The following is an 18,729-nucleotide window of genomic DNA, read 5'->3' as shown; positions in this document are numbered from 1 at the left end:
TGAATCACCCGATTGCCGACCCTGCGCGCTCGACACCCGAGCGACGCGGACGCCGCACAGCCTACCGAGGCGCACCCCGCCGCCGGTCGGGGGCTGCACACGCCCCCGCTCTCCGACGACGTGGCATTCTGGGCATCGTTGCGTTCGCACCCGTGCACGACAGGTGATCCCGGTCGGCGCCCGCGGGAGGCGGACCGCACGACGCACCGAGCCGACAGTGCCGCCCGCTCCACGGACCGGAGGGGGCAGCCTGCCCGGCACAGTTCTCCGACCAGCGAAGGAGTCTCCTTGTCCGCACCGAACCTCACCCGTGAGCAGGCGATTGCACGGGCCGCGACGATCAGCGTGGAGAACTATCGCGTCGAACTCGATCTGACGGGCCAGCCGACCGAGCCTGCCGCGAGCACGGGCGAGACGTTCTTCTCCCGCTCCACCGTCACGTTCACCGCGCAGCCCGGGGCGGAGACGTTCGTCGACTTCGTCGGGGCCGGTGTGCGGTCCGCCGTGCTCAACGGCGTGCCGGTCGAGATCGGCGAGTACGACGAATCCGTGGGGCTCACGCTGACCGGCCTGGCCGAGCGCAACGAACTCGTCGTCGAGGCCGATGCCGAATACTCGCACACCGGTGAGGGCCTGCATCGGTTCGTCGACCCCACCGACGACAAGGTCTATCTGTACTCGCAGTTCGAAACCGCCGATGCCAAGCGGATGTTCGCCTGCTTCGACCAGCCCGACCTGAAGGCCACCTACGACATCTCCGTCACCGCGCCGCAGGACTGGGAGGTGATCTCCAACGGAGCCGCAACCGATACTCAGCCGTCCGGGTCGGTCGTGCGGCACACCTTCGCCACCACCCCGAAGATGAGCACCTATCTGGTGGCGCTGATCGCCGGTCCGTACGCGAAATGGACCGACAGCTACACCGACGCTCACGGCAGCATCCCGCTGGGCATCTACTGCCGCGCGTCGCTGGCCGAGCACATGGACGCCGAGCGGCTGTTCACCGAGACCAAACAGGGCTTCGGCTTCTACCACGCCAATTTCGGTGTGCCGTACGCGTTCGGCAAGTACGACCAGCTGTTCGTCCCCGAATTCAACGCCGGCGCAATGGAGAACGCGGGCGCGGTCACCTTCCTCGAGGATTACGTGTTCCGCTCCAAGGTGACTCGCGCCTCCTACGAGCGCCGCTGCGAGACCGTGCTGCACGAGATGGCACACATGTGGTTCGGCGATCTGGTCACCATGAAGTGGTGGGACGACCTGTGGCTGAACGAGTCCTTCGCGACCTTCGCCTCGGTCCTGGCCCAGACCTCGGCGACCGAATACACCAGCGCCTGGACCACTTTCGCGAATGTGGAGAAGTCGTGGGCGTACCGTCAGGACCAGTTGCCCTCGACCCATCCGATCGCCGCGGACATTCCGGATCTGGCCGCGGTCGAGGTGAACTTCGACGGAATCACCTACGCCAAGGGCGCTTCGGTGCTCAAGCAGTTGGTCGCCTACGTCGGCCGTGAGCCGTTCCTGGCCGGACTGCGCGACTACTTCGCCGAACACGCCTACGGCAACGCCACATTCGACGATCTGGTGGGCGCGCTCGAAAAGTCCTCCGGCCGTGACCTTTCCAGCTGGGGTGCGCAGTGGCTCAAGACCACCGGCCTGAACATCCTGCGCCCGGAGTTCGAGGTGGCCGACGGCAAATTCACCTCGTTCGCGGTGGTGCAGGAGGGGGCCGCGCCCGGCGCCGGTGAGCGCCGGACACATCGCCTGGCCATCGGCGTCTACGACGATCACGACGGAAAGCTGGTGCGCACCAAGCGCATAGAGCTCGACGTGGCCGCCGCCGAGCGCACCGAGGTGCCCGAACTGATCGGCGTGGAGCGCGGCAAACTGGTGCTGATCAACGACGACGATCTCACCTACTGCTCGGTGCGGCTGGACCCGGAGTCCCTGGAGACGGTCACCACCCGCATCGCCGATATCGCCGAATCGCTGCCGCGCACCCTGTGCTGGTCGGCGGCGTGGGAGATGACCCGGCAGGCCGAGATGCGGGCCCGCGATTTCGTCGCGCTGGTCCGCCGCGGCGTCGGGTCGGAGTCGGAAATCGGTGTGGTGCAACGTCTTCTGATGCAGGCGAACACCGCGCTGAGCAGCTACGCCGATCCGGAGTGGGCCGCGGCCACCGGCTGGCCGGAATTCGCCGACCGGCTGCTCGAGCTGGCGCGCGCCGCCGAGGCGGGCTCGGACCACCAGCTCGCCTTCGTCAACGCGTTGACCGGCGCGCGACTGTCCCCCGCGCACACCGACGTGCTGAACGCGCTGCTGTCCGACGATCCCGCGAACGCGGGCCTGCCCGGCCTGCTGGTCGACACCGACCTGCGCTGGCGAATCGTGCAGGCGCTGGCCGCGTCCGGCGTCATCGATGCCGAGGGCGACGAAACACCGGTCATCGACGCCGAATTGGATCGTGACCCGACCGCCGCGGGCCGTCGTCAGGCCGCAGCCGCAGCGACCGCACGCCCGCGGGCCGCGGTCAAGCAGCGTGCCTGGGATTCGGTGCTGACCGACGATTCGCTGCCGAACATCACCACCCGCGCGATCGTGGGCGGCTTCGCACCGAACGGTCAGGCCGAACTGCTCGCCCCCTACGTCGGGCGCTACTTCGCCGAGATTCCCGCGGTGTGGGAGCGCCGTTCCAGCGAGGTGGCCCAGACCGTCGTGGTCGGCCTCTACCCGCACTGGGCGATCACCGACGAGGCCGTCGCGGCGGCGGACAAGTTCCTCGCCGACGACCACCCACCGGCCCTGCGCCGCCTGGTCGTCGAGGGCAAGGCGGGCATCGAACGTTCCTTGCGCGCAAGGTCGTTCGACGCCAGCTGAGTGATTCGCCGGCACGGCCCCTTCCGCCGACGCGGGAGGGGCCGTGTCGGATCCGGATGCGCTCTTGCTACCAGGGCCGACCATCACAGTTCGCGAAGTTCGCGGAGATCGTGCACACAGCGAGGTGACGCCCAGCGATCGCAGGAGCGTTACGGTCACCTCCACGGATCCGGTACCGACAGGCAGGTCGATCACAGGCATCACCCATTCCCCTTTCCAGAATCTTCTGCATCGCGAAGGCCAGGGAGACCACGCGCCACGCGGCAGCCCCGGAATCCCGGGGTGGGCGGATCCGTCCAGTTGGCGAGCCGGACCTACCCGCACGAAATATTCTCTGCGCCAATTCAACTCGACTCGATAGTCCGCTGCTGTGAGCAGATCCGCTCTGGGCAGCGTGGGGCGATTTCGTCGCGGCCACACGGCACTGTGGAGGCATGGCTCAGGACGACAAGACTCCGATGTTCGGTTGGCGGATGCGCGAACAGCTGTTCGGCCGCCGCATTCTGGTACTCGACGGACCGCTGGACGACGACAACGGCACGGTGTTGATGACGCAGCTGCTCACGCTCGCCGCCGAGGATCCCGACGGGGCCGTCTCGCTGTGGATCCACTCCCCCGGCGGCTCGGTTCCCTCGATGCTCGCGATCCGCGACACCATGCGGCTCATCCCGTGCGAGGTGTCCACGCTGGCTCTCGGATTGGCTTGCAGCGCAGGACAATTCCTGCTCTCCGCGGGCAGCCCCGGGCGACGTTTCGCCCTGCCGCACGCCAGAATTCTGATGCATCAGGGTTCGTCCGGGATCGGCGGCACCGCCGGTGAGGTCGAGGTGCAGGCCGACGATCTGCGACACACGGTGAATACCGTGCTCGGCATCATCGCCGAGGACACCGGGCAACCCTTCGACCGCATCTACGAGGATTCGCTGCACGATCGCTGGTTCACCGCCGAGCAGGCCAGGGATTACGGCTTCGTCGACCGGATCGTCGACTCCTTCGACCAGGTCATCCCGAAACGGCCGCGGGTGGGAATAAACGCGTGACCGAACAGACCACCACCACGACCGCCGAGGTGCAATCATGACCAGCTACACGATCCCGAACGTCATCGCCCAGCATCCGCGCGGCGAGCGGATCATGGACGTCTACTCACATCTGCTCACCGAGCGAATCGTCTACCTGGGCACGCCGATCGATGCGGGCGTCGCCAACGCTCTCATCGCGCAGTTGCTCCACCTGGACGCGGACAGTCCCGGACAGGACATCAACCTGTACATCAACTGCGAGGGCGGTGATCTGCCAGCCATGCTCGCGGTCTACGACACCATGCAGTACATCCGCTCACCCGTCGCGACGACCTGCGTCGGCCAGGCCATCGCGGTCGGCGCTGTTCTGCTCGCGGGCGGCACCGCGGGACGTCGCGCGATGCTGCCGCACGGCCGCGTCGTCCTGCACCAGCCCGCCACCCGCGGCCAGGGCGCGATCCCCGATTTGATCCTCCAGGCCGACGAACTGGTTCGCATGCGCGCGGAGATCGAATCCATCCTGTCCCGCCACACCGGCCAGAACATCGAAACCCTCCGCCACGACACCGACCGCGACCGGGTATTCACCGCCAATTCGGCCGTCGACTACGGCCTGATCGACAAAATTCTCGCCCCTGTCGGCTGAGCACGTCCTGCCGATTGCTCACGCAGCCAAGGCGTACATGGTCGGGCCCGCGGTGCGCGGCGGGCCCGAGGTGGCAAATGCGGTGCGGCGCTGCTGATGTAGATCGCGCACCACCTGTTCGGTGAGGCCGATGAGGGTGACGCCGAGGGCTCCGGCGAGTGCGGCGATCATCTCACTGGAAGGATCCTTGCGGCCGCGCTCGACCTCGGACAGATACTGCGGCGAAACGCCTGCGCGCCCGGCAGTTTCGGCCAACGTCTCGCGCTGCTCGGTTCGCAGTGCCCGCAGCCGCCGCCCCAGCGCCTCGCGCCACAGCGGTTCCTCCACCGGCTCCGCCGGTTCCGGCCGCGGCCGATCGTGTCGTCCACCGGGAATGGAATGCAGTCGCGGATGCTCGGCCATGTCCCGAGCCTACGATCCCAGCCCCGGCCACCCACCCCAATTCTGCTCACAGCAGATAAACCCGCCCAGACGCACCCCAAACATACGACCGCTGTCAACATTCGAAGTTGGTTGCACTATGAATTAGCTGTTCACAGCCATACTTGAACAGCGTTCAATCTCGAGAGAGGTTGCCATGGCATGACAAGTGGATTGTTGAATCTCTTGGTAGACAAGGCGTTAGGCGGGGTGGCTCCCCCGAGGGCCGAGGGGTTGGCGCTGCTGGCGGCGAAGACCGCGGCTACCTCTCCCAGCGCCTCGGTTCCGAATCCGAGGTACTGAAGTACTCGTGGATCTCACCGGACAGGACAGCGCAAATCGCCGATAACGCGATACGCGCGGGCGCGAAGCGCGTCTGCCTCGTCGCCAGCGGACGAGGTCCCGGCGAACGCGACATCACCCGAATCGAAAACACCATCGCCGCAATCAAAACCGACAATCCGAACGTCGAGATCTGCGCGTGCCTCGGACTGCTGAACGAGGGGCAACCCAAAGACTCTCGGCGGCAGGCGCACACGCCTACAGCCACAACCTCAACACCGCTCATCCGATCGGGCGGAAAGGCACCGGCCGTCTCGTACGACAAGAACTGAACGCCCGGTCGGCTTACGGTGATCCGATGCCCCCGCGCCCGCGCCTGCCCCAGCTACCGCAGCTCACCCCGCCTCGAGACCTCGAACGCGGCTATTCGCAGCAGGAGATCCTGGACGCACTGCGCCGGCTGATCCTGGACGGCAACGTGCCGCCCGGCGTCGGGCTGCCGTTGCGGGCATTGGCCGACCGGTTCGCGGTCAGCGTCATCCCCGTGCGGGAATCTCTGCAGACGCTGATCGGTGAGGGCCTGGTGGAGCACCGGCCCAACTTCGGCTATCGGGTCACCCAGTTGACCACGGCCGAATTGCACGAGCTGTACGTCGTGCGGGAACGACTGGAATCGGTGGCGCTGGCCGCGGCGGTCACCGCGGCCACGCCGCAGGATCACCGCCTGGTGACCGAGGCACACGCTCGCCTGGAACAGGCTGTGCGCGATGATGATTCGACCGCCTACCACCGCGAGAGCCGCAACTTCCATCTCGCCCTGACCCAGGCCTCGGGCATGGCGCGGCTGGTGCACATGCTGGAATTCGCCTGGAACATCACCGAACCCGTGCAGTCGATGGTGCACGTCAGCACGGGTGAACGCGTGCGGTTGCACGCCGATCACGACCGGATGCTGGCGGCCTTCCTCAGCGGCGACGCCGAAGCGCTGCTCGCGGCCGCCGAACTGCATCACACCAGGTTGAACCGAGCGGTGGCACAATTGCCCACCGACACCGGACTGTTCGTCGATCCGACGCTCTGACCAGCGCTTCCCGCCGATCCGGACGGGCCGCGCAAAGATATATCCTTCTCGCAACAGCGAGGCAATTTCTCGCAACAGCCAGGCAATACGGTCTGACTAGTGTCGCGCACCACAATCCCTTTCCCTCCCTGGGGATGTGCAAGATCGGAAGCGCGACATGACCGAAATCGCAACGCCGCCACCGGCAGCCACGGTAGCCGCCGAGACCACCGGCACGCCGACCTACGACCCCCGACTGACCAACACGGACCTGGCTCCCCTGCCCGAGCAGACCTGGGGCTCGTACAACATCTTCGCGTTCTGGATGTCGGACGTGCACAGCGTCGGCGGCTACGTCACCGCGGGCAGCCTGTTCGCCCTCGGGCTGGCGAGCTGGCAGGTACTGGTCTCGCTGGTCGTCGGCATCGGCATCGTCTACCTGATGTGCAATCTGGTCGCCAAGCCCAGCCAGCGCGGCGGCGTGCCGTATCCGGTGGTGTGCCGCAGCGCATTCGGGGTGCTCGGCGCCAACCTGCCCGCGATCATCCGCGGTCTGATCGCGGTCGCCTGGTACGGCATCCAGACGTATCTGGCCTCGGCGGCGCTGGACGTCGTGCTGATCAAACTGTTTCCGAGTCTGGCCGCCTACGCCGAGGTGAACGATTACGGTTTCCTGGGCCTCTCGGCGCTGGGCTGGGCCAGCTATCTGGTGCTGTGGGTGTTGCAGGCGTGCGTATTCTGGCGCGGCATGGACGCGATCCGCCGGTTCATAGACTTTTGCGGTCCGGCGGTCTATGTCGTGATGTTCGTGCTGTGCGGGTATCTGATCGCCAAGGGCGGCTGGCGCCACATCAATCTCGATCTGGCCACCGTGAGCCACCACGGCTGGTCTGCGATATCGGTGATGCTGGGCGCGATAGCGCTGGTCGTGTCGTACTTCTCCGGCCCGATGCTGAACTTCGGCGACTTCTCCAGGTACGGCAGGAGCTTCGCGGTGGTGCGCCGCGGCAATCTGCTCGGTCTGCCGATCAACTTCCTGGTGTTCTCGCTGCTCGTGGTGGTGACCGCGTCACTGACGGTACCGGTCTTCGGACAGCTGATCACCGATCCGGTGCAGACCGTGGCCCGGATCGACAACACCACGGCGATCATTCTCGGCGCGCTGACCTTCACGGTCGCCACCATCGGCATCAACATCGTCGCAAATTTCGTCTCGCCCGCGTTCGATTTCTCCAACGTGAACCCGCAGAAGATCAGCTGGCGTGCCGGCGGCATGATCGCCGCGGTCGGTTCGCTGCTCATCACCCCGTGGAACCTCTACAACAGCCCGACGGTCATCCATTACACGCTGGAAACGTTGGGCGCCTTCATCGGTCCGCTGTTCGGGGTCCTGATCGCCGACTACTACCTGGTGCGTAAACAGCGCATCGTCGTCGACGACTTGTTCACGCTCTCGCCCCGGGGCATCTACTGGTATCGCAAGGGCTACCACCCGTCCGCGATCATCGCGACGGTGATCGCCGCGATCGTCGCCGTGTTCCCGGTATTCACCTCCGGCCACCTCACCGGGATGTACACCGCCGCCCAGTACAGCTGGTTCATCGGTTGTGGACTGAGTCTGGTGGTCTACCGCCTGCTGACCCGGCGCACTCCCGTCCCGTCACCGACGACCGCGACAACAGAGAGCTGAGACGTGCGAATCCGTGTCATCAACCCGAATACGACAGCGTCGATGACCGCGTTGATCGAGCAGTGCGCTCGTGCCGTCGCGGCTCCGGGCACCATGGTGGAGGCCGTCACCAACACCATGGGCCCGGCGTCCATCGAAAGTCATTACGACGACGCGCTGTCCGTTCCAGGGCTGCTGACCGAGATCATCCGCGGCGAGACCGAAGGGGTGGACGGCTATGTCATCGCATGTTTCGGAGACCCGGGCCTGTATGCCGCGCGGGAGCTGGCACGCGGACCCGTGATCGGCATCGCCGAGGCCGCGATGTACGCCGCCAGTCACCTGGGCCGGGGATTCAGCGTCGTCACGACGCTGGCACGCACCACCGGGCAGGCGAGGGACCTCGCCGAACGCTATGGCATGCAACGGTTCTGCCGCGGTGTGCACGCCACCGACATTCCGGTGCTGGAACTGGACGACCCGAAGGTGCGCGGCGTGATCGCCGAGGCATGCCGGAACGCGGTGGCCGCCGACGACTCCGACGCGATCGTGCTCGGCTGCGCGGGCATGGCCGACCTGTGCGATCACCTGACCACCGAGGTCGGGGTGCCGGTCGTCGACGGTGTCGGCGCGGCGACCGTGACCGTGCAATCGCTACTCACCCTGGGGCTGCGGAAGTCCGGACGCGGCGAGTTCGCCGCACCGCTTCCGAAGCAGTACACGGGCCTACTGAACGGATTCGAGAGATAGGCGACCCGCGCACATACCAGCCCCGAAACGCACAGTCTCTCCGCACCCGACACGCTGGAGCGGAGAGACGTAGCAGCGCGGGATCAGCGGCCGATGGCCGAGCCCATGACGCGCACGGCCGAGACCAGACCGTCGATCAGCTCACCCTGACGCAGGGAGCTCAGCAGAGCGGTCAGGCCAAGCTGGCAGATCCGGTCGTTGACCCGGTCGGCGACGTCGCGGCCCGAACGCACCTCGACGGCCTTGTCGTTCGGGGACACGGCGATGAGCACCGAACGCGCCGCCTCGGGAGTGTGCGGGAAGATCGCATCGGCGCCGGCGGCCGAATCCGCGCCCAGATCACCGATGAAGATGTTGAACCGGACCTTGGTGGCGCGGGTGACCTCGGTGAGCGTGTTGTCCATGATCAACCGCTCGGTGTCGCTGAACGGCGCCTCCCGGAAGATGGTGCCCGGCTCGTGCACCCCGGAAACGCGTCCGCTGGTGGTGACGACAAATCCGTGCGGGAGGTCGGCCTCGACCACCGCGGGCCAATTAGAACTTGCCACTTGCCCGGCCTCCGATCAGGTCCGACTCGGCGGATTCGATTGCGTCGTGGGTGCCGTGCGAGGCGTCGTGGTGGCCGTGGCCGGTCACCTCGTCGGTCGCGCTCCACAGCACCGGGTCCGCGGTCCACTTGTCGCCGAGGTTGTAGTGGACCGGCTTCTCCCCGGGATACGGCTTGCCGAGGAACGACAACCCCGCGATGACCGCGTAGATCACCAGCGGAATGCCGACAAAGATCAGCACTGTCTCGAGAATGCTCACGACCCAACGGTAGTCGATGCCTTCCAGAGCGTGTCGGACTGGTGAGCCTGTTCACCCGTTCGTGTCCGTTCACGCACCCGGTCGACCGTCCGTGCTACACCAGCCACGCCGCCGTATCCGGCGGCAGCAGCGCGCCCTCGATCGGAACGCTGGACAGCAGCACCTCGCCCGGCGGCAGCGGCGTGGGCACGGGTGAGGTATTGAGCACACAGATCAACCCGCCCGTGCGCCGGAAGGCCAGGCATCCAGCCGGACTGCCGTACCACTCCAGTCCGGTTCCCGCGAATTCCGGTCGCACACCGCGCAATTCGATCGCCATCCGGCACAGCGACACCATCGAGTCCAGTCGCTCGAGCTGCGACTCCACGGTCAGCCCGACCCACTGCGGCGGAATCGGCAGCCAGGAACGCTCGGCGCTGGTGAACCCGAACGGCGGCTGCCGCCCCTCCCACGGAATCGGCACCCGGCACCCGTCGCGACCGCGTTCGGTATGCCCGGACCGCTCCCACACCGGATCCCGCAGCGCGTCCTCGGGCAGATCGTCGACGTTGGGCAGGCCCAATTCCGAACCGTTGTAGAGGAATACCGCACCCGGCAGGGCCAGCTCGAGCAGGAACATCGCGCGCGCCCGGCGCAGTCCCGCGGCCCCGCCGCCGTACCGGGTGACCTCGCGCTCGATGTCGTGATTGGACAGCGTCCAGGTCGGCACGGCATCCACCGATGCCACCGCCGCGATCGAATTATCCACCGCCGCACGGATTTTCGCCGCGTCGAAGGACGTCTCGGCGAGCCGGAAATTGAAGGCGAGATGCAGTTCGTCGGGCCGCACGTACTCGGCGAAACGCGCGTTGTCGTCCACCCACACCTCGCCGATCGACACCGCGTCCGGGTATTCGTCGAGCACCTTGCGCAGGCGGCGATGGATATCGTGCACTCCCGGATTGTTGAACCGCGGATCGCTGTCGTCGTGCACGAGCATCCGGGTGTCCACGCGGTCCATATCGGGCAGGTCCGCCGGTTTGGCCATGCCGTGCGCCACATCGATGCGGAATCCGTCGACGCCGCGGTCCAGCCAGAACCGCATGGTCCGCTCGAAATCCGCGATGACCTCGGGATTCTCCCAGTTCAGATCGGGCTGTTCGGCGGCGAAGATGTGCAGGTACCACTGGCCGGGCGTGCCGTCCGGGGCGGTGACGCGAGTCCACGCGGGCCCGCCGAAGACACTGGGCCAGTTGTTCGGCGGCTCGGCGCCGCCGGGACCGCGGCCGTCGCGGAAGATATAGCGATCGCGTTCGGGGCTGCCGGGTGCGGCCGCCAGCGCCGCGGTGAACCACGGATGCCGGTCGCTGGTGTGATTGGGCACCAGATCCATGGTGACCCGCATCCCCCGGTCGTGCGCCTCGGCGAGTACCTCGTCGAACACCGCGACATCGCCGAAGAGCGGGTCGATATCGCGTGGATCGCTGACGTCGTAACCCCCGTCGGCCATCGGCGAGCGCATCACCGGGCAGATCCACAGCGCGTCCACGCCGAGAAGTTCGAGATAGCCGAGCCGGTCCAGCAGGCCGCCCAGATCGCCGACGCCGTCACCGCCGGAATCGGCGAACGAGCGCGGATAGACCTGATAGAACACCGCCGAGCGCCACCACCGCCCGTCGGGCGCATCGGACTCGGCCACTGCTGATTCGTCGGAAGTATCGGGCCCGGACGAGCCCGTCGGCACAACCACGGAGGACCCCATATCCGGCCCTGTCGCCGGATCTCCGGGTGATGAAGGCGTCACGACACCCAATAGTGCCAAAGGTTTCCGGCGAAGGTGCGGCAACTACGCAGTGTTGGTGACATTTGGCTAATGATCAGCACCCGATGCCTCTTGTCCGGAAAAGCTCTGGGTTGCACCAGGTTTTGTGTCACAACCTTCAGAAAGGCGAATTGACCAGCGAATTCGCCGCCATCTCCAGGTAATCCAGCAGTGCGCGGCGGTGCTCGTCGTCCATGACGTCGGATCCGATCTCGTCGACGGCGATGCGCATACAGCGCAGCCACGCATCGCGTTCGATCGGGCCGATTCGAAACGGCATGTGCCGCATGCGCAGTCGCGGATGCCCGCGCTCGTCGGAGTAGGTGCGCGGACCGCCCCAGTACTGTTCGAGGAACATCCGCAGGCGGCGCTCGGCGGGCCGGAGATCCTGTTCCGGATACAGCGGACGCAGCACCTCGTCGGCGGCCACCTCGCGATAGAACGTCGCGACGAGCCGTCCGAAGGTCTCCGCGCCGCCGACCGCCTCGTAGAACGTCGCCGGATCGGTCGCCTGCCCCGGGGAGTTCGCGGCCCCCGCACCCGAACGCTCAGCCATGCGCGACCGCCTCGCTCCGTCCGGCGTGCTCGCGGCTACCCGCGGCTCGTCGTTCACCGGCCACCTACTCGCTCCTTCGTCGCCTCGTCCGCGGCCACCGGACATCCCCGAGGCCGCACGCCGTCCCTCCCGGCCGGACAGCCCGCCGTACCCGCAGCATAGTCGCCGGATGCGAACCGGCCGGTCGAGCGCGGAACGCGATGCCGCCCGCACGGGCACACGTGCGGAACCCGTCCGCGATCACCGCCGATCACGTGCTGTTCATCCGAACGTGCCCGACAATGTGGGAAATACTCGTGCATTGGTACGAGTTCCGTGGTCAACTGGGTGGCAGTGTCTGCCCAGATACCATACGAACCGGACTAACGAATTCGGGGTCCTCATGAAGCAGCGGCACGGCGCGCGGTCCCAGGAGGCCAGAGCGCATCGACAACTCCAGCCCGCCGACGTCCACAATCGTGGGTCGGGGGCCTCTCCGCTGCAGATCGTGTCCGAACATTCCCATTCCGATCGTGACCATTCTGATCACTCTCCCTGCGACACCCCGGTGTATCGCAATCTGGAGAATCCACCGCAGGCCGCATGGCGCAAGCGCCGGGTGCTGCTTCTGAACGCCACCTACGAGCCGCTGACCGCCCTGTCCGCACGTCGCGCCATCGTGCTGCTGATCTGCGACAAGGCCGACGCCGTCCACCACAACGACGAGGGCACGGTCGTCCATTCGGCCGGTGCGTCGATCGCGCTGCCCTCGGTGATCCGACTTCGCAATTACGTCCGCGTTCCCTACCGCGCGCGAGTTCCGCTGACCCGCGCGGCCCTGATGCACCGCGACCGATATCGCTGCGCCTACTGTGGCAGCAAAGCGGAGACCATCGACCACGTGATCCCGCGCAGCCGGGGCGGTGCGCACTCGTGGGAGAACTGCGTCGCATCCTGCGCACCCTGCAACCACCGCAAGGCCGACAAACTGCTCAGCGAACTGGGTTGGACGCTGCATCATCCGATGGTCGCCCCGAAGGGCCCGCACTGGCGCTTGCTCTCGACCACCGCCGACCTGGATCCGGTGTGGTTGCAGTATCTCGGCGAGGGCGCCGCGTAGTCACCGGGCGGCTCAGGTGTAGTCGCTGGCGAGCATTCCCCAGGTGCCGGGTTCGAGGGCTTCGAAGACGTGCGGACGGTCACCGGGGTAGCAGATGTAGTCGCCGGGATGCAGTTCGGCGGGGTCCTCGGCGGGGCCGACCATGGCGCGGCCCGCGGCCAGCAGGACGTGTTCCACGATGCCGTGCAGGTGCGGGTCCGAATCGCGCGGATGTCCGGGTTCGGCGGTGATGCGGAAAAGGTCGCGGCGCACATTGGGCGGCGAGGCGGCCAGCAGGGTGGCCCGGTAGCGCGATGTCGAGGACGCCACCTCCGGGCCCTCTCCGGCGCGGATCACCCGCACCTGCGGCTGCGGCGGGTCCAGCAGACTCGAGAACGGGATGCCCAGGGCGGTGCACAGCGCCCACAGGGTTTCGATACTCGGATTGCCCGAACCCGATTCCAGTTGCGAGAGAGTCGATTTCGCGATCCCGGCCCGCCGGGCCACCTCGGTGAGCGAGAGCCCCGACCGGGCACGCTCGCGTCGCAGCCCGGCCGCGATCGCCTGCTGCGGGGTCGATTCGGGGATCATGTCCTGCTCGGTCATCGTGATTCCAGAGGGTACATGGGGTGTGCCCGGAGCGATGTTGACGAACCATGGCAGCCCGTTCACTATAGAAGCCGTGCGTTCGATACAACGAACACTGACTCGGGGTGATCTCACCGGTATCGCAGCGGTCTGCCTGGCCGTCTGCGTGATCGGCGTGTCCTACGGGGCCACGGCGATCACCTCCGGGCTGCCCGCCTGGCTGCCGATCGTACTCAGTGTGCTGGTGCTGGCCGGTGGTGCCGAATTCCTCTTCGTCGGCATCATCGCCGCAGGTGGCGGCCCGATCGCTGCGGTGCTCGCCGGACTGCTGGTCAATGCCCGGCATCTGCCGTACGGGCTGGCCCTGCCGGATGTGCTCGGCACCGGCTGGCGTCGGCTGCTCGGCACGCACGTGATGAACGACGAATCGGTCGCGATGGCGCTCGGCGAATCCGACCGGGAACGCAGTCGCGCCTCGTACTGGCTGTGCGGGCTGGGCGTCCTGCTGGCGTGGCCGCTGGGCGCGCTGCTCGGCGTCGGCCTCGGCGCCGCGGTCCCGAATCCGGACGAATTCGGGCTGGACGCGGTCTTTCCCGCGGTTCTCATCACCCTGGCGCTACCCGCTCTGCGGCAGCGGGGGACCCGGCGCGCGGCGCTGGCCGGAGCCGTGACGGCCGCCATTGCCGCCATGTTCCTGCCCGCCGGCATCCCGGTGCTGCTGGCCCTACCCGCAGCGTTCCTCGCGCTGGCCGCAGGACCGATGATCGGCAGAATCCGCGCCCGCCGCAGTAGTGCGACCGCGACGATGCCGACCACATCGCATATCGACCTCCTACAGTCGACAGCCAGCCCGTCGAACGCGACGGCCGGCTCGTCCAGCGCGACAAACCACCCGCCCAGCGCAACAGCCGGCCCGTCGAATACGGAACGGATTACGGCGACATGACCATCGCACTGATCGCCGGAGCCGCCTGCCTCGCCGTCGGCACCTTCGGCTTCCGATTCGCCGGACCGGTCCTGCGCCGCCGCCTGACGTTCCCGCCGCGTATCGCCCAGCTTCTGGAGATCGGCTCGGTCGTGCTCCTCACCGCACTGGCGGTCACCACCCTCGTACCGGCCGACCATCGAGCCCGATTCGCGCTCCCCGCGGGCGTGCTGGTCGCGGCCGTCCTCGCCTGGCGCAAGGCCCCGCTGGTCGTGGTCGCCCTCGCCGCCGCGGCCACCACGGCGCTACTGCGCCTGGCCGGAGTCGCCTGAGCACGGTCCAGCACCCATCCTGCCACGGGCTCCGCACGCGCGAAAACGGCTGCACCGCAACGCAATCGGGCCGTTGCCGACACACCGCAGCGCCCTCCCGCCGACATCGTCGCCGGTGCTCGCGGCCTCGAGCTCAGCAATCTCTCAGTTGGCGTGTGCGAGTCTGGATGATCTGCGCGAACACGGTGCGGGCGGCGACCCGCCCACGCCTCGACCAAGAAAACGAGGATATGACCAGCGACATCCTGAGCTTGGACGCATCGAACATCGATGGGTCCTGGTACGTCGACATGACCCGGTTCGCCAAGGACACCCCCGGGCTGAATACGCCGATGACCGTGTACAGCGGAGTCGGAGTCGGGTTGTTCGTGGTGTTCATGGTCATCGCCTGGTGGTTCGCTCGCCGACGCGACGCCTCGACGATGGCCGCGGCGCTGGCGGTTCCGTTCGTCGCGATCATCACCTACATCGTCAACGACGGGGTCAAGCAGATCATCTCGGAGCGACGACCCTGCCTTCGATTCCCCACCGCGTTCCTGCTGGAGAAATGCGCGGCGCCCAACGACTATTCCTTTCCCAGCAATCACACCGTCGTGGTCTTCGCGATGGCGGTGGCACTGCTGGCGGTCAGCCGGAGGCTGGGCATCTGGGCATTCGTCGCGGCGGCGGTCATGGGCGTCTCCCGGGTCTACGTGGGCGCGCACTACCCGCACGACGTCCTCGCGGGCGCCGTCGTGGGCGTCGTCATCGGCTACCTCGCCACAATGCTGTTGCGGCGCACCGCCACTCCCCTGGTGACCAAATTGTCGAGCGGGCCCCTGCGTCCCGTGCTGACCGCCGCGGCTCCCGCACGCGGGTAGCCCGCGAGGATCCCGCGGTCACCCCGCGCGGATCAGCGGGCTAACAGGGCGGGCCCGCGACGGCGGGCGACCGAACCGTACCGGGCGTCCAGGCGCAGCCAGGTGCGGCTGGCGCGGACCCGGACGATCTCACCGGGCGCGATCCGGCGCGCATCGGGACGTTCGCCCGCGTGCGGTATGAAATCCATTGCGGTCAGGGCGAATACGACCCGCATCGGGACCTCGGCCCGATCGCCTGCACCGGTGACGGTGAGTACGGTCTGCTCCAGCAGCGAGGCGGGCGGACCGTGGCCGCTGCCGTGTTCGGCGGCCAATTCCACGCCGCGCTCGGCCAGTTCGACCAGCGAACGAGCCGGAATGTCGTCGATGTGGCTGAACCCTGTCACCGGCGGCAGCGCGGTCCGCCAGGCCGAGTCCATGGCGAATCCGAGATCGATCCGGCCGTCCGGCGCGGGCGCGCGCAGGCCCGAGAGCAGGACGTCACCACCGGCGGTGACATCGTCGACGCCGAGTTCCCCGACCACCGTGCGCACCGCCAGCACCTCGAAACTCGTTGCCGCCCAAGCGGAGATGTACCGGTCACCACGGCGGCGCAGCCGGATCACCGCGGCCGGGTCCAGGCGCACCGCGCGGCCGACGAAGGTAGCGAGATTCTCGCGTTCGGCGGGATCGGGGACCAGCAGCGTCCCCTGTCCGGGCATCATCGCCGTGTCATCACTTCCACAGGGATAGGTAATCGCGTTCGGCCGCGGTCAGGCGACGCAGACGCTGGGTGTCGATATCGAAGGCGGCCATCTGGGTGGTAGCGATCACCGAGGCCGGGGAATCGGACGCCGCACCGGCGGGCCGCACCTCGTAACCGATGGTGAAGTCCACCGCCCGCAGCCGCTCGATCCACATCGACACATCCAGCGGGGTGTCCTCGTGACGGAGTTGCCCCTTGTACTGCACATGCAGATCGGCCAGGACGCACCCGGCGCGCAACCCCTTGGTGGGCCGGTCGTCCTCGAACAGCCACGGAATCCGCGCCTCCTCCAGCAACGTCACCATCCGGGCATGGTTGATGTGCTGGAACACATCCATATCGGACCAACGGACCTCGACCTTGGTGTGGAAACGCCGCTCGCTGTCCGGCGAATCGACACTTGTCACGCGATACCTCCCGATCGATGGCCGCCCCACTGATCGCAGACGGCCGCACCTGATGAGCACCTGGGCCCGTCCGGCCCACCGCCACACCGCGCACGAACCGAATCGGCTATCCAGTATGCCGCGCACCCCCGACCACAGCGGGACCGGACCTCCACAGAGCCCCACCGGTACCACCCCGTCCTGCCGGTCCCCTGAGCGAGGACCGGCAGGATTCGGCTCAGCGGTCGGCCTGTACGCCGACTCCGCTGACCATGCTGCGGACCTGGCGGGCTGCCACCGACAGGGTGGCCAGGTCGTGGGTGCCGGATTGGAACAGTTCCGCGAGGGCGGCGCGGGCGCGGCCCAGGCGGGCCTGGTTCTTCGACTCCCAGTAGGCGATCTTCTCCTCGGCGGTCTCCTCCGGATCACCGGCCGAGAGCACGTCCAGGGTGAGCGACCGCAACGAGGAGTACATATCGTCGCGCAGCGCGAGCCGGGCCAGGGCGTGCCAGCGATCACCGCGTTCCAGGTGGCTGACCGCCTGCAGCAACCAGTCGACCTTGAGGTGTTCGTTGAGCGCGTAGTACAGCGCGCCAACCTCGGCGCCGTCCCGTTCGGTGATGTCGGCGATATCGATGACGTCCAGCAGCGGGAACAGATTGAGCAGGCCGATCACCTCGGTGGCCAAGGCCTCCGGCACACCGCGGGCCATCAGCTTCGTCGACTGCGCCTCGAGGGTGTCGATGTGGTGACCGCGCAACCATCCCTGCACCTGCGGCGCCAGCTCGCGCACCGATTCGCTGTAACGATGAATCTCCGACCCCACCGCGATCGGCTGCGGCCGGTTGCTCAGCAACCAGCGCGAGGCCCGGTCGAGGGTGCGCTTGGTCTCGAGTTCGAGGTCGTCCTTGACCGCGACCGAAGTGTCCGAGGTGCGGATACGCTCCCAGATGGAGTGCAGGCCGAAGATCTGGCTCGCCGCCGCGAACGCCCGCGCCGAATCACCGGCGCTCGCTCCGATCTCCTCGTTCAGCCGATGCGCGTAGGTGATGCCACCCAGGTCGACCATCTCGTTGACGACCATGGTGGTGACGATTTCGCTGCGCAGCCGATGGCGCTTGATCGCCGCACCGAACCGCTCGCGCAGCGGCACCGGGAAGTACTCCGGCAGCCGCGCCGAGAAGAACGGGCTGTCGGGCAGATCGGTCTCGAGCAGGTCGGCCTTGAGCGAAAGCTTCACGTGCGCCATGAGATTCGCCAGTTCGGGCGAGGTCAGACCGGTACCGGCCTCGGCCCGCCGATTCATGTCCGCGTCCGAGGGCAGCGCCTCGAGTTCGCGGTCCAATCCCCGGCGCTCCTCCAGATCCTCGATGACGCGCATGTGCACATTCAGCATCCGCGGCGCCTCGGTGCGGGACATGCCCATCAGGAAGTTCTGGGATACGTTGTCCGCCAACACCATCGAGGACACGTCGTCGGTCATCGAGGCCAGCAGCGGATTGCGGTCGGCCGCGGGCAGCTCACCGCTGGTCACCACGCCGTCGAGCAGCACCTTGATGTTGACCTCGTGGTCCGAGCAGTCCACGCCCGCGGAGTTGTCCAGCGCATCGGTGTTCATCTTGCCGCCGTTGGCGCAGAACTCGATCCGGCCCAACGCGGTGGCGCCGAGATTGCCGCCCTCGCCGATCACCTTGACCCGCATGGCATTCGCGTTGACGCGGATCGCGTCGTTGGCCTTGTCCCCGACATCGGCGTTGGATTCGGTCGACGCTTTCACATACGTGCCGATACCGCCGTTCCACAGCAGATCCACCGGTGCGAGCAGAATCGCCCGGATCAACTCCGGCGGCGAGAGGGAGGTGATGTTGTCGGCCAGACCCAATACGGCGCGCACCTGCGGGCTGATCGGCACAGCCTTGACCGTG

Annotated in this window: 19 protein-coding genes; 10 read left to right on the top strand and 9 right to left on the bottom strand. The window is 67.3% G+C overall.

What is annotated here, in order from left to right; translation table 11 throughout:
* Nucleotides 1-288: 288 nt before the first annotated feature.
* The 3 genes from pepN to NM2_RS42810 all read left to right on the top strand — a co-directional run bounded on the left by pepN (nucleotide 289) and on the right by NM2_RS42810 (nucleotide 4,545).
* Nucleotides 289-2,877: an aminopeptidase N gene (gene pepN / locus NM2_RS42820; RefSeq protein ID WP_067682456.1), complete on the top strand. Its 2,589-nt coding sequence runs from the start codon at nucleotides 289-291 to the stop codon at nucleotides 2,875-2,877.
* Between the two features lie 434 nt (nucleotides 2,878-3,311).
* Complete coding sequence (locus NM2_RS42815) at nucleotides 3,312-3,917, top strand: ClpP family protease (protein WP_067682453.1); 606 nt, start codon at nucleotides 3,312-3,314, stop codon at nucleotides 3,915-3,917.
* A 37-nt stretch (nucleotides 3,918-3,954) separates the two neighbouring features.
* Nucleotides 3,955-4,545 (top strand): ClpP family protease, encoded by a 591-nt coding sequence (locus tag NM2_RS42810; RefSeq protein WP_067682450.1) that lies wholly within the window; start codon nucleotides 3,955-3,957, stop codon nucleotides 4,543-4,545.
* Between the two features lie 18 nt (nucleotides 4,546-4,563).
* Here the strand turns inward: NM2_RS42810 and NM2_RS42805 are convergent, their stop codons facing one another.
* The gene (locus tag NM2_RS42805) at nucleotides 4,564-4,947 is read right to left on the bottom strand and encodes a helix-turn-helix domain-containing protein (RefSeq protein WP_084532164.1); all 384 of its coding nucleotides are present in this window, start codon (nucleotides 4,945-4,947) and stop codon (nucleotides 4,564-4,566) included.
* A 658-nt stretch (nucleotides 4,948-5,605) separates the two neighbouring features.
* Here NM2_RS42805 and NM2_RS42795 point away from each other — a divergent pair.
* The 3 genes from NM2_RS42795 (at nucleotide 5,606) to NM2_RS42785 (ending at nucleotide 8,726) form a co-directional block, all read left to right on the top strand.
* Nucleotides 5,606-6,328: a GntR family transcriptional regulator gene (locus NM2_RS42795; RefSeq protein ID WP_084532162.1), complete on the top strand. Its 723-nt coding sequence runs from the start codon at nucleotides 5,606-5,608 to the stop codon at nucleotides 6,326-6,328.
* Nucleotides 6,329-6,485: 157 nt separating this feature from the next.
* Complete coding sequence (locus NM2_RS42790; RefSeq protein WP_067682444.1) at nucleotides 6,486-7,997, top strand: NCS1 family nucleobase:cation symporter-1; 1,512 nt, start codon at nucleotides 6,486-6,488, stop codon at nucleotides 7,995-7,997.
* A 3-nt stretch (nucleotides 7,998-8,000) separates the two neighbouring features.
* Nucleotides 8,001-8,726 carry an aspartate/glutamate racemase family protein gene (locus NM2_RS42785; RefSeq protein ID WP_067682443.1) on the top strand — a complete coding sequence of 242 codons (726 nt, stop codon included), beginning with the start codon at nucleotides 8,001-8,003 and terminating at the stop codon, nucleotides 8,724-8,726.
* Between the two features lie 83 nt (nucleotides 8,727-8,809).
* Here the strand turns inward: NM2_RS42785 and NM2_RS42780 are convergent, their stop codons facing one another.
* The 4 genes from NM2_RS42780 to NM2_RS42765 form a co-directional block, all read right to left on the bottom strand.
* Nucleotides 8,810-9,274: a DUF5130 family protein gene (locus tag NM2_RS42780; RefSeq protein WP_067682440.1), complete on the bottom strand. Its 465-nt coding sequence runs from the start codon at nucleotides 9,272-9,274 to the stop codon at nucleotides 8,810-8,812.
* Entirely contained in the window at nucleotides 9,261-9,533 is a 273-nt protein-coding gene (gene ctaJ / locus NM2_RS42775) for an aa3-type cytochrome oxidase subunit CtaJ (protein WP_067682433.1), read from the bottom strand. The genes NM2_RS42780 and ctaJ overlap by 14 nt, the downstream gene beginning before the upstream one ends.
* A gap of 94 nt (nucleotides 9,534-9,627) precedes the next feature.
* Nucleotides 9,628-11,274: a glycoside hydrolase family 13 protein gene (locus NM2_RS42770; RefSeq protein ID WP_084532160.1), complete on the bottom strand. Its 1,647-nt coding sequence runs from the start codon at nucleotides 11,272-11,274 to the stop codon at nucleotides 9,628-9,630.
* A gap of 178 nt (nucleotides 11,275-11,452) precedes the next feature.
* Entirely contained in the window at nucleotides 11,453-11,890 is a 438-nt protein-coding gene (locus tag NM2_RS42765; RefSeq protein WP_067682427.1) for a globin, read from the bottom strand.
* Nucleotides 11,891-12,272: 382 nt separating this feature from the next.
* On the opposite strand from NM2_RS42765, the gene NM2_RS42760 reads away from it, so the two are divergent.
* Complete coding sequence (locus tag NM2_RS42760) at nucleotides 12,273-12,989, top strand: HNH endonuclease (RefSeq protein WP_174575752.1); 717 nt, start codon at nucleotides 12,273-12,275, stop codon at nucleotides 12,987-12,989.
* A gap of 12 nt (nucleotides 12,990-13,001) precedes the next feature.
* Here NM2_RS42760 and NM2_RS42755 read toward each other — a convergent pair whose 3' ends face one another.
* Nucleotides 13,002-13,574: a helix-turn-helix domain-containing protein gene (locus NM2_RS42755; protein WP_245718513.1), complete on the bottom strand. Its 573-nt coding sequence runs from the start codon at nucleotides 13,572-13,574 to the stop codon at nucleotides 13,002-13,004.
* A gap of 76 nt (nucleotides 13,575-13,650) precedes the next feature.
* On the opposite strand from NM2_RS42755, the gene NM2_RS42750 reads away from it, so the two are divergent.
* The 3 genes from NM2_RS42750 to NM2_RS42740 all read left to right on the top strand — a co-directional run bounded on the left by NM2_RS42750 (nucleotide 13,651) and on the right by NM2_RS42740 (nucleotide 15,673).
* The gene (locus NM2_RS42750) at nucleotides 13,651-14,502 is read left to right on the top strand and encodes an AzlC family ABC transporter permease (protein WP_067682424.1); all 852 of its coding nucleotides are present in this window, start codon (nucleotides 13,651-13,653) and stop codon (nucleotides 14,500-14,502) included.
* Entirely contained in the window at nucleotides 14,499-14,813 is a 315-nt protein-coding gene (locus NM2_RS42745) for an AzlD domain-containing protein (RefSeq protein WP_067682421.1), read from the top strand. Before NM2_RS42750 ends, NM2_RS42745 begins: the two co-directional genes overlap by 4 nt.
* Nucleotides 14,814-15,043: 230 nt before the next feature.
* Nucleotides 15,044-15,673, top strand: coding sequence for a phosphatase PAP2 family protein (locus NM2_RS42740; RefSeq protein ID WP_067682504.1), 630 nt, complete (start codon nucleotides 15,044-15,046; stop codon nucleotides 15,671-15,673).
* Nucleotides 15,674-15,705: 32 nt separating this feature from the next.
* Here the strand turns inward: NM2_RS42740 and NM2_RS42735 are convergent, their stop codons facing one another.
* From NM2_RS42735 to NM2_RS42725, 3 genes are all read right to left on the bottom strand, one after another.
* Nucleotides 15,706-16,374 (bottom strand): DUF8185 domain-containing protein, encoded by a 669-nt coding sequence (locus NM2_RS42735; protein WP_067682502.1) that lies wholly within the window; start codon nucleotides 16,372-16,374, stop codon nucleotides 15,706-15,708.
* A 13-nt stretch (nucleotides 16,375-16,387) separates the two neighbouring features.
* Entirely contained in the window at nucleotides 16,388-16,825 is a 438-nt protein-coding gene (locus NM2_RS42730; protein ID WP_067682418.1) for an acyl-CoA thioesterase, read from the bottom strand.
* 217 nt (nucleotides 16,826-17,042) lie between these two features.
* Nucleotides 17,043-18,729: NAD-glutamate dehydrogenase domain-containing protein (locus tag NM2_RS42725; RefSeq protein ID WP_174575751.1), on the bottom strand; the 1,687-nt coding region annotated here is incomplete at its 5' end.

The organism is Nocardia miyunensis NBRC 108239, assembly GCF_001613065.1.
GTDB lineage: Bacteria > Actinomycetota > Actinomycetes > Mycobacteriales > Mycobacteriaceae > Nocardia > Nocardia miyunensis.
Note: the sequence above shows the minus strand (reverse complement) of the source record. Positions and strands in the feature narration are given on the sequence as shown.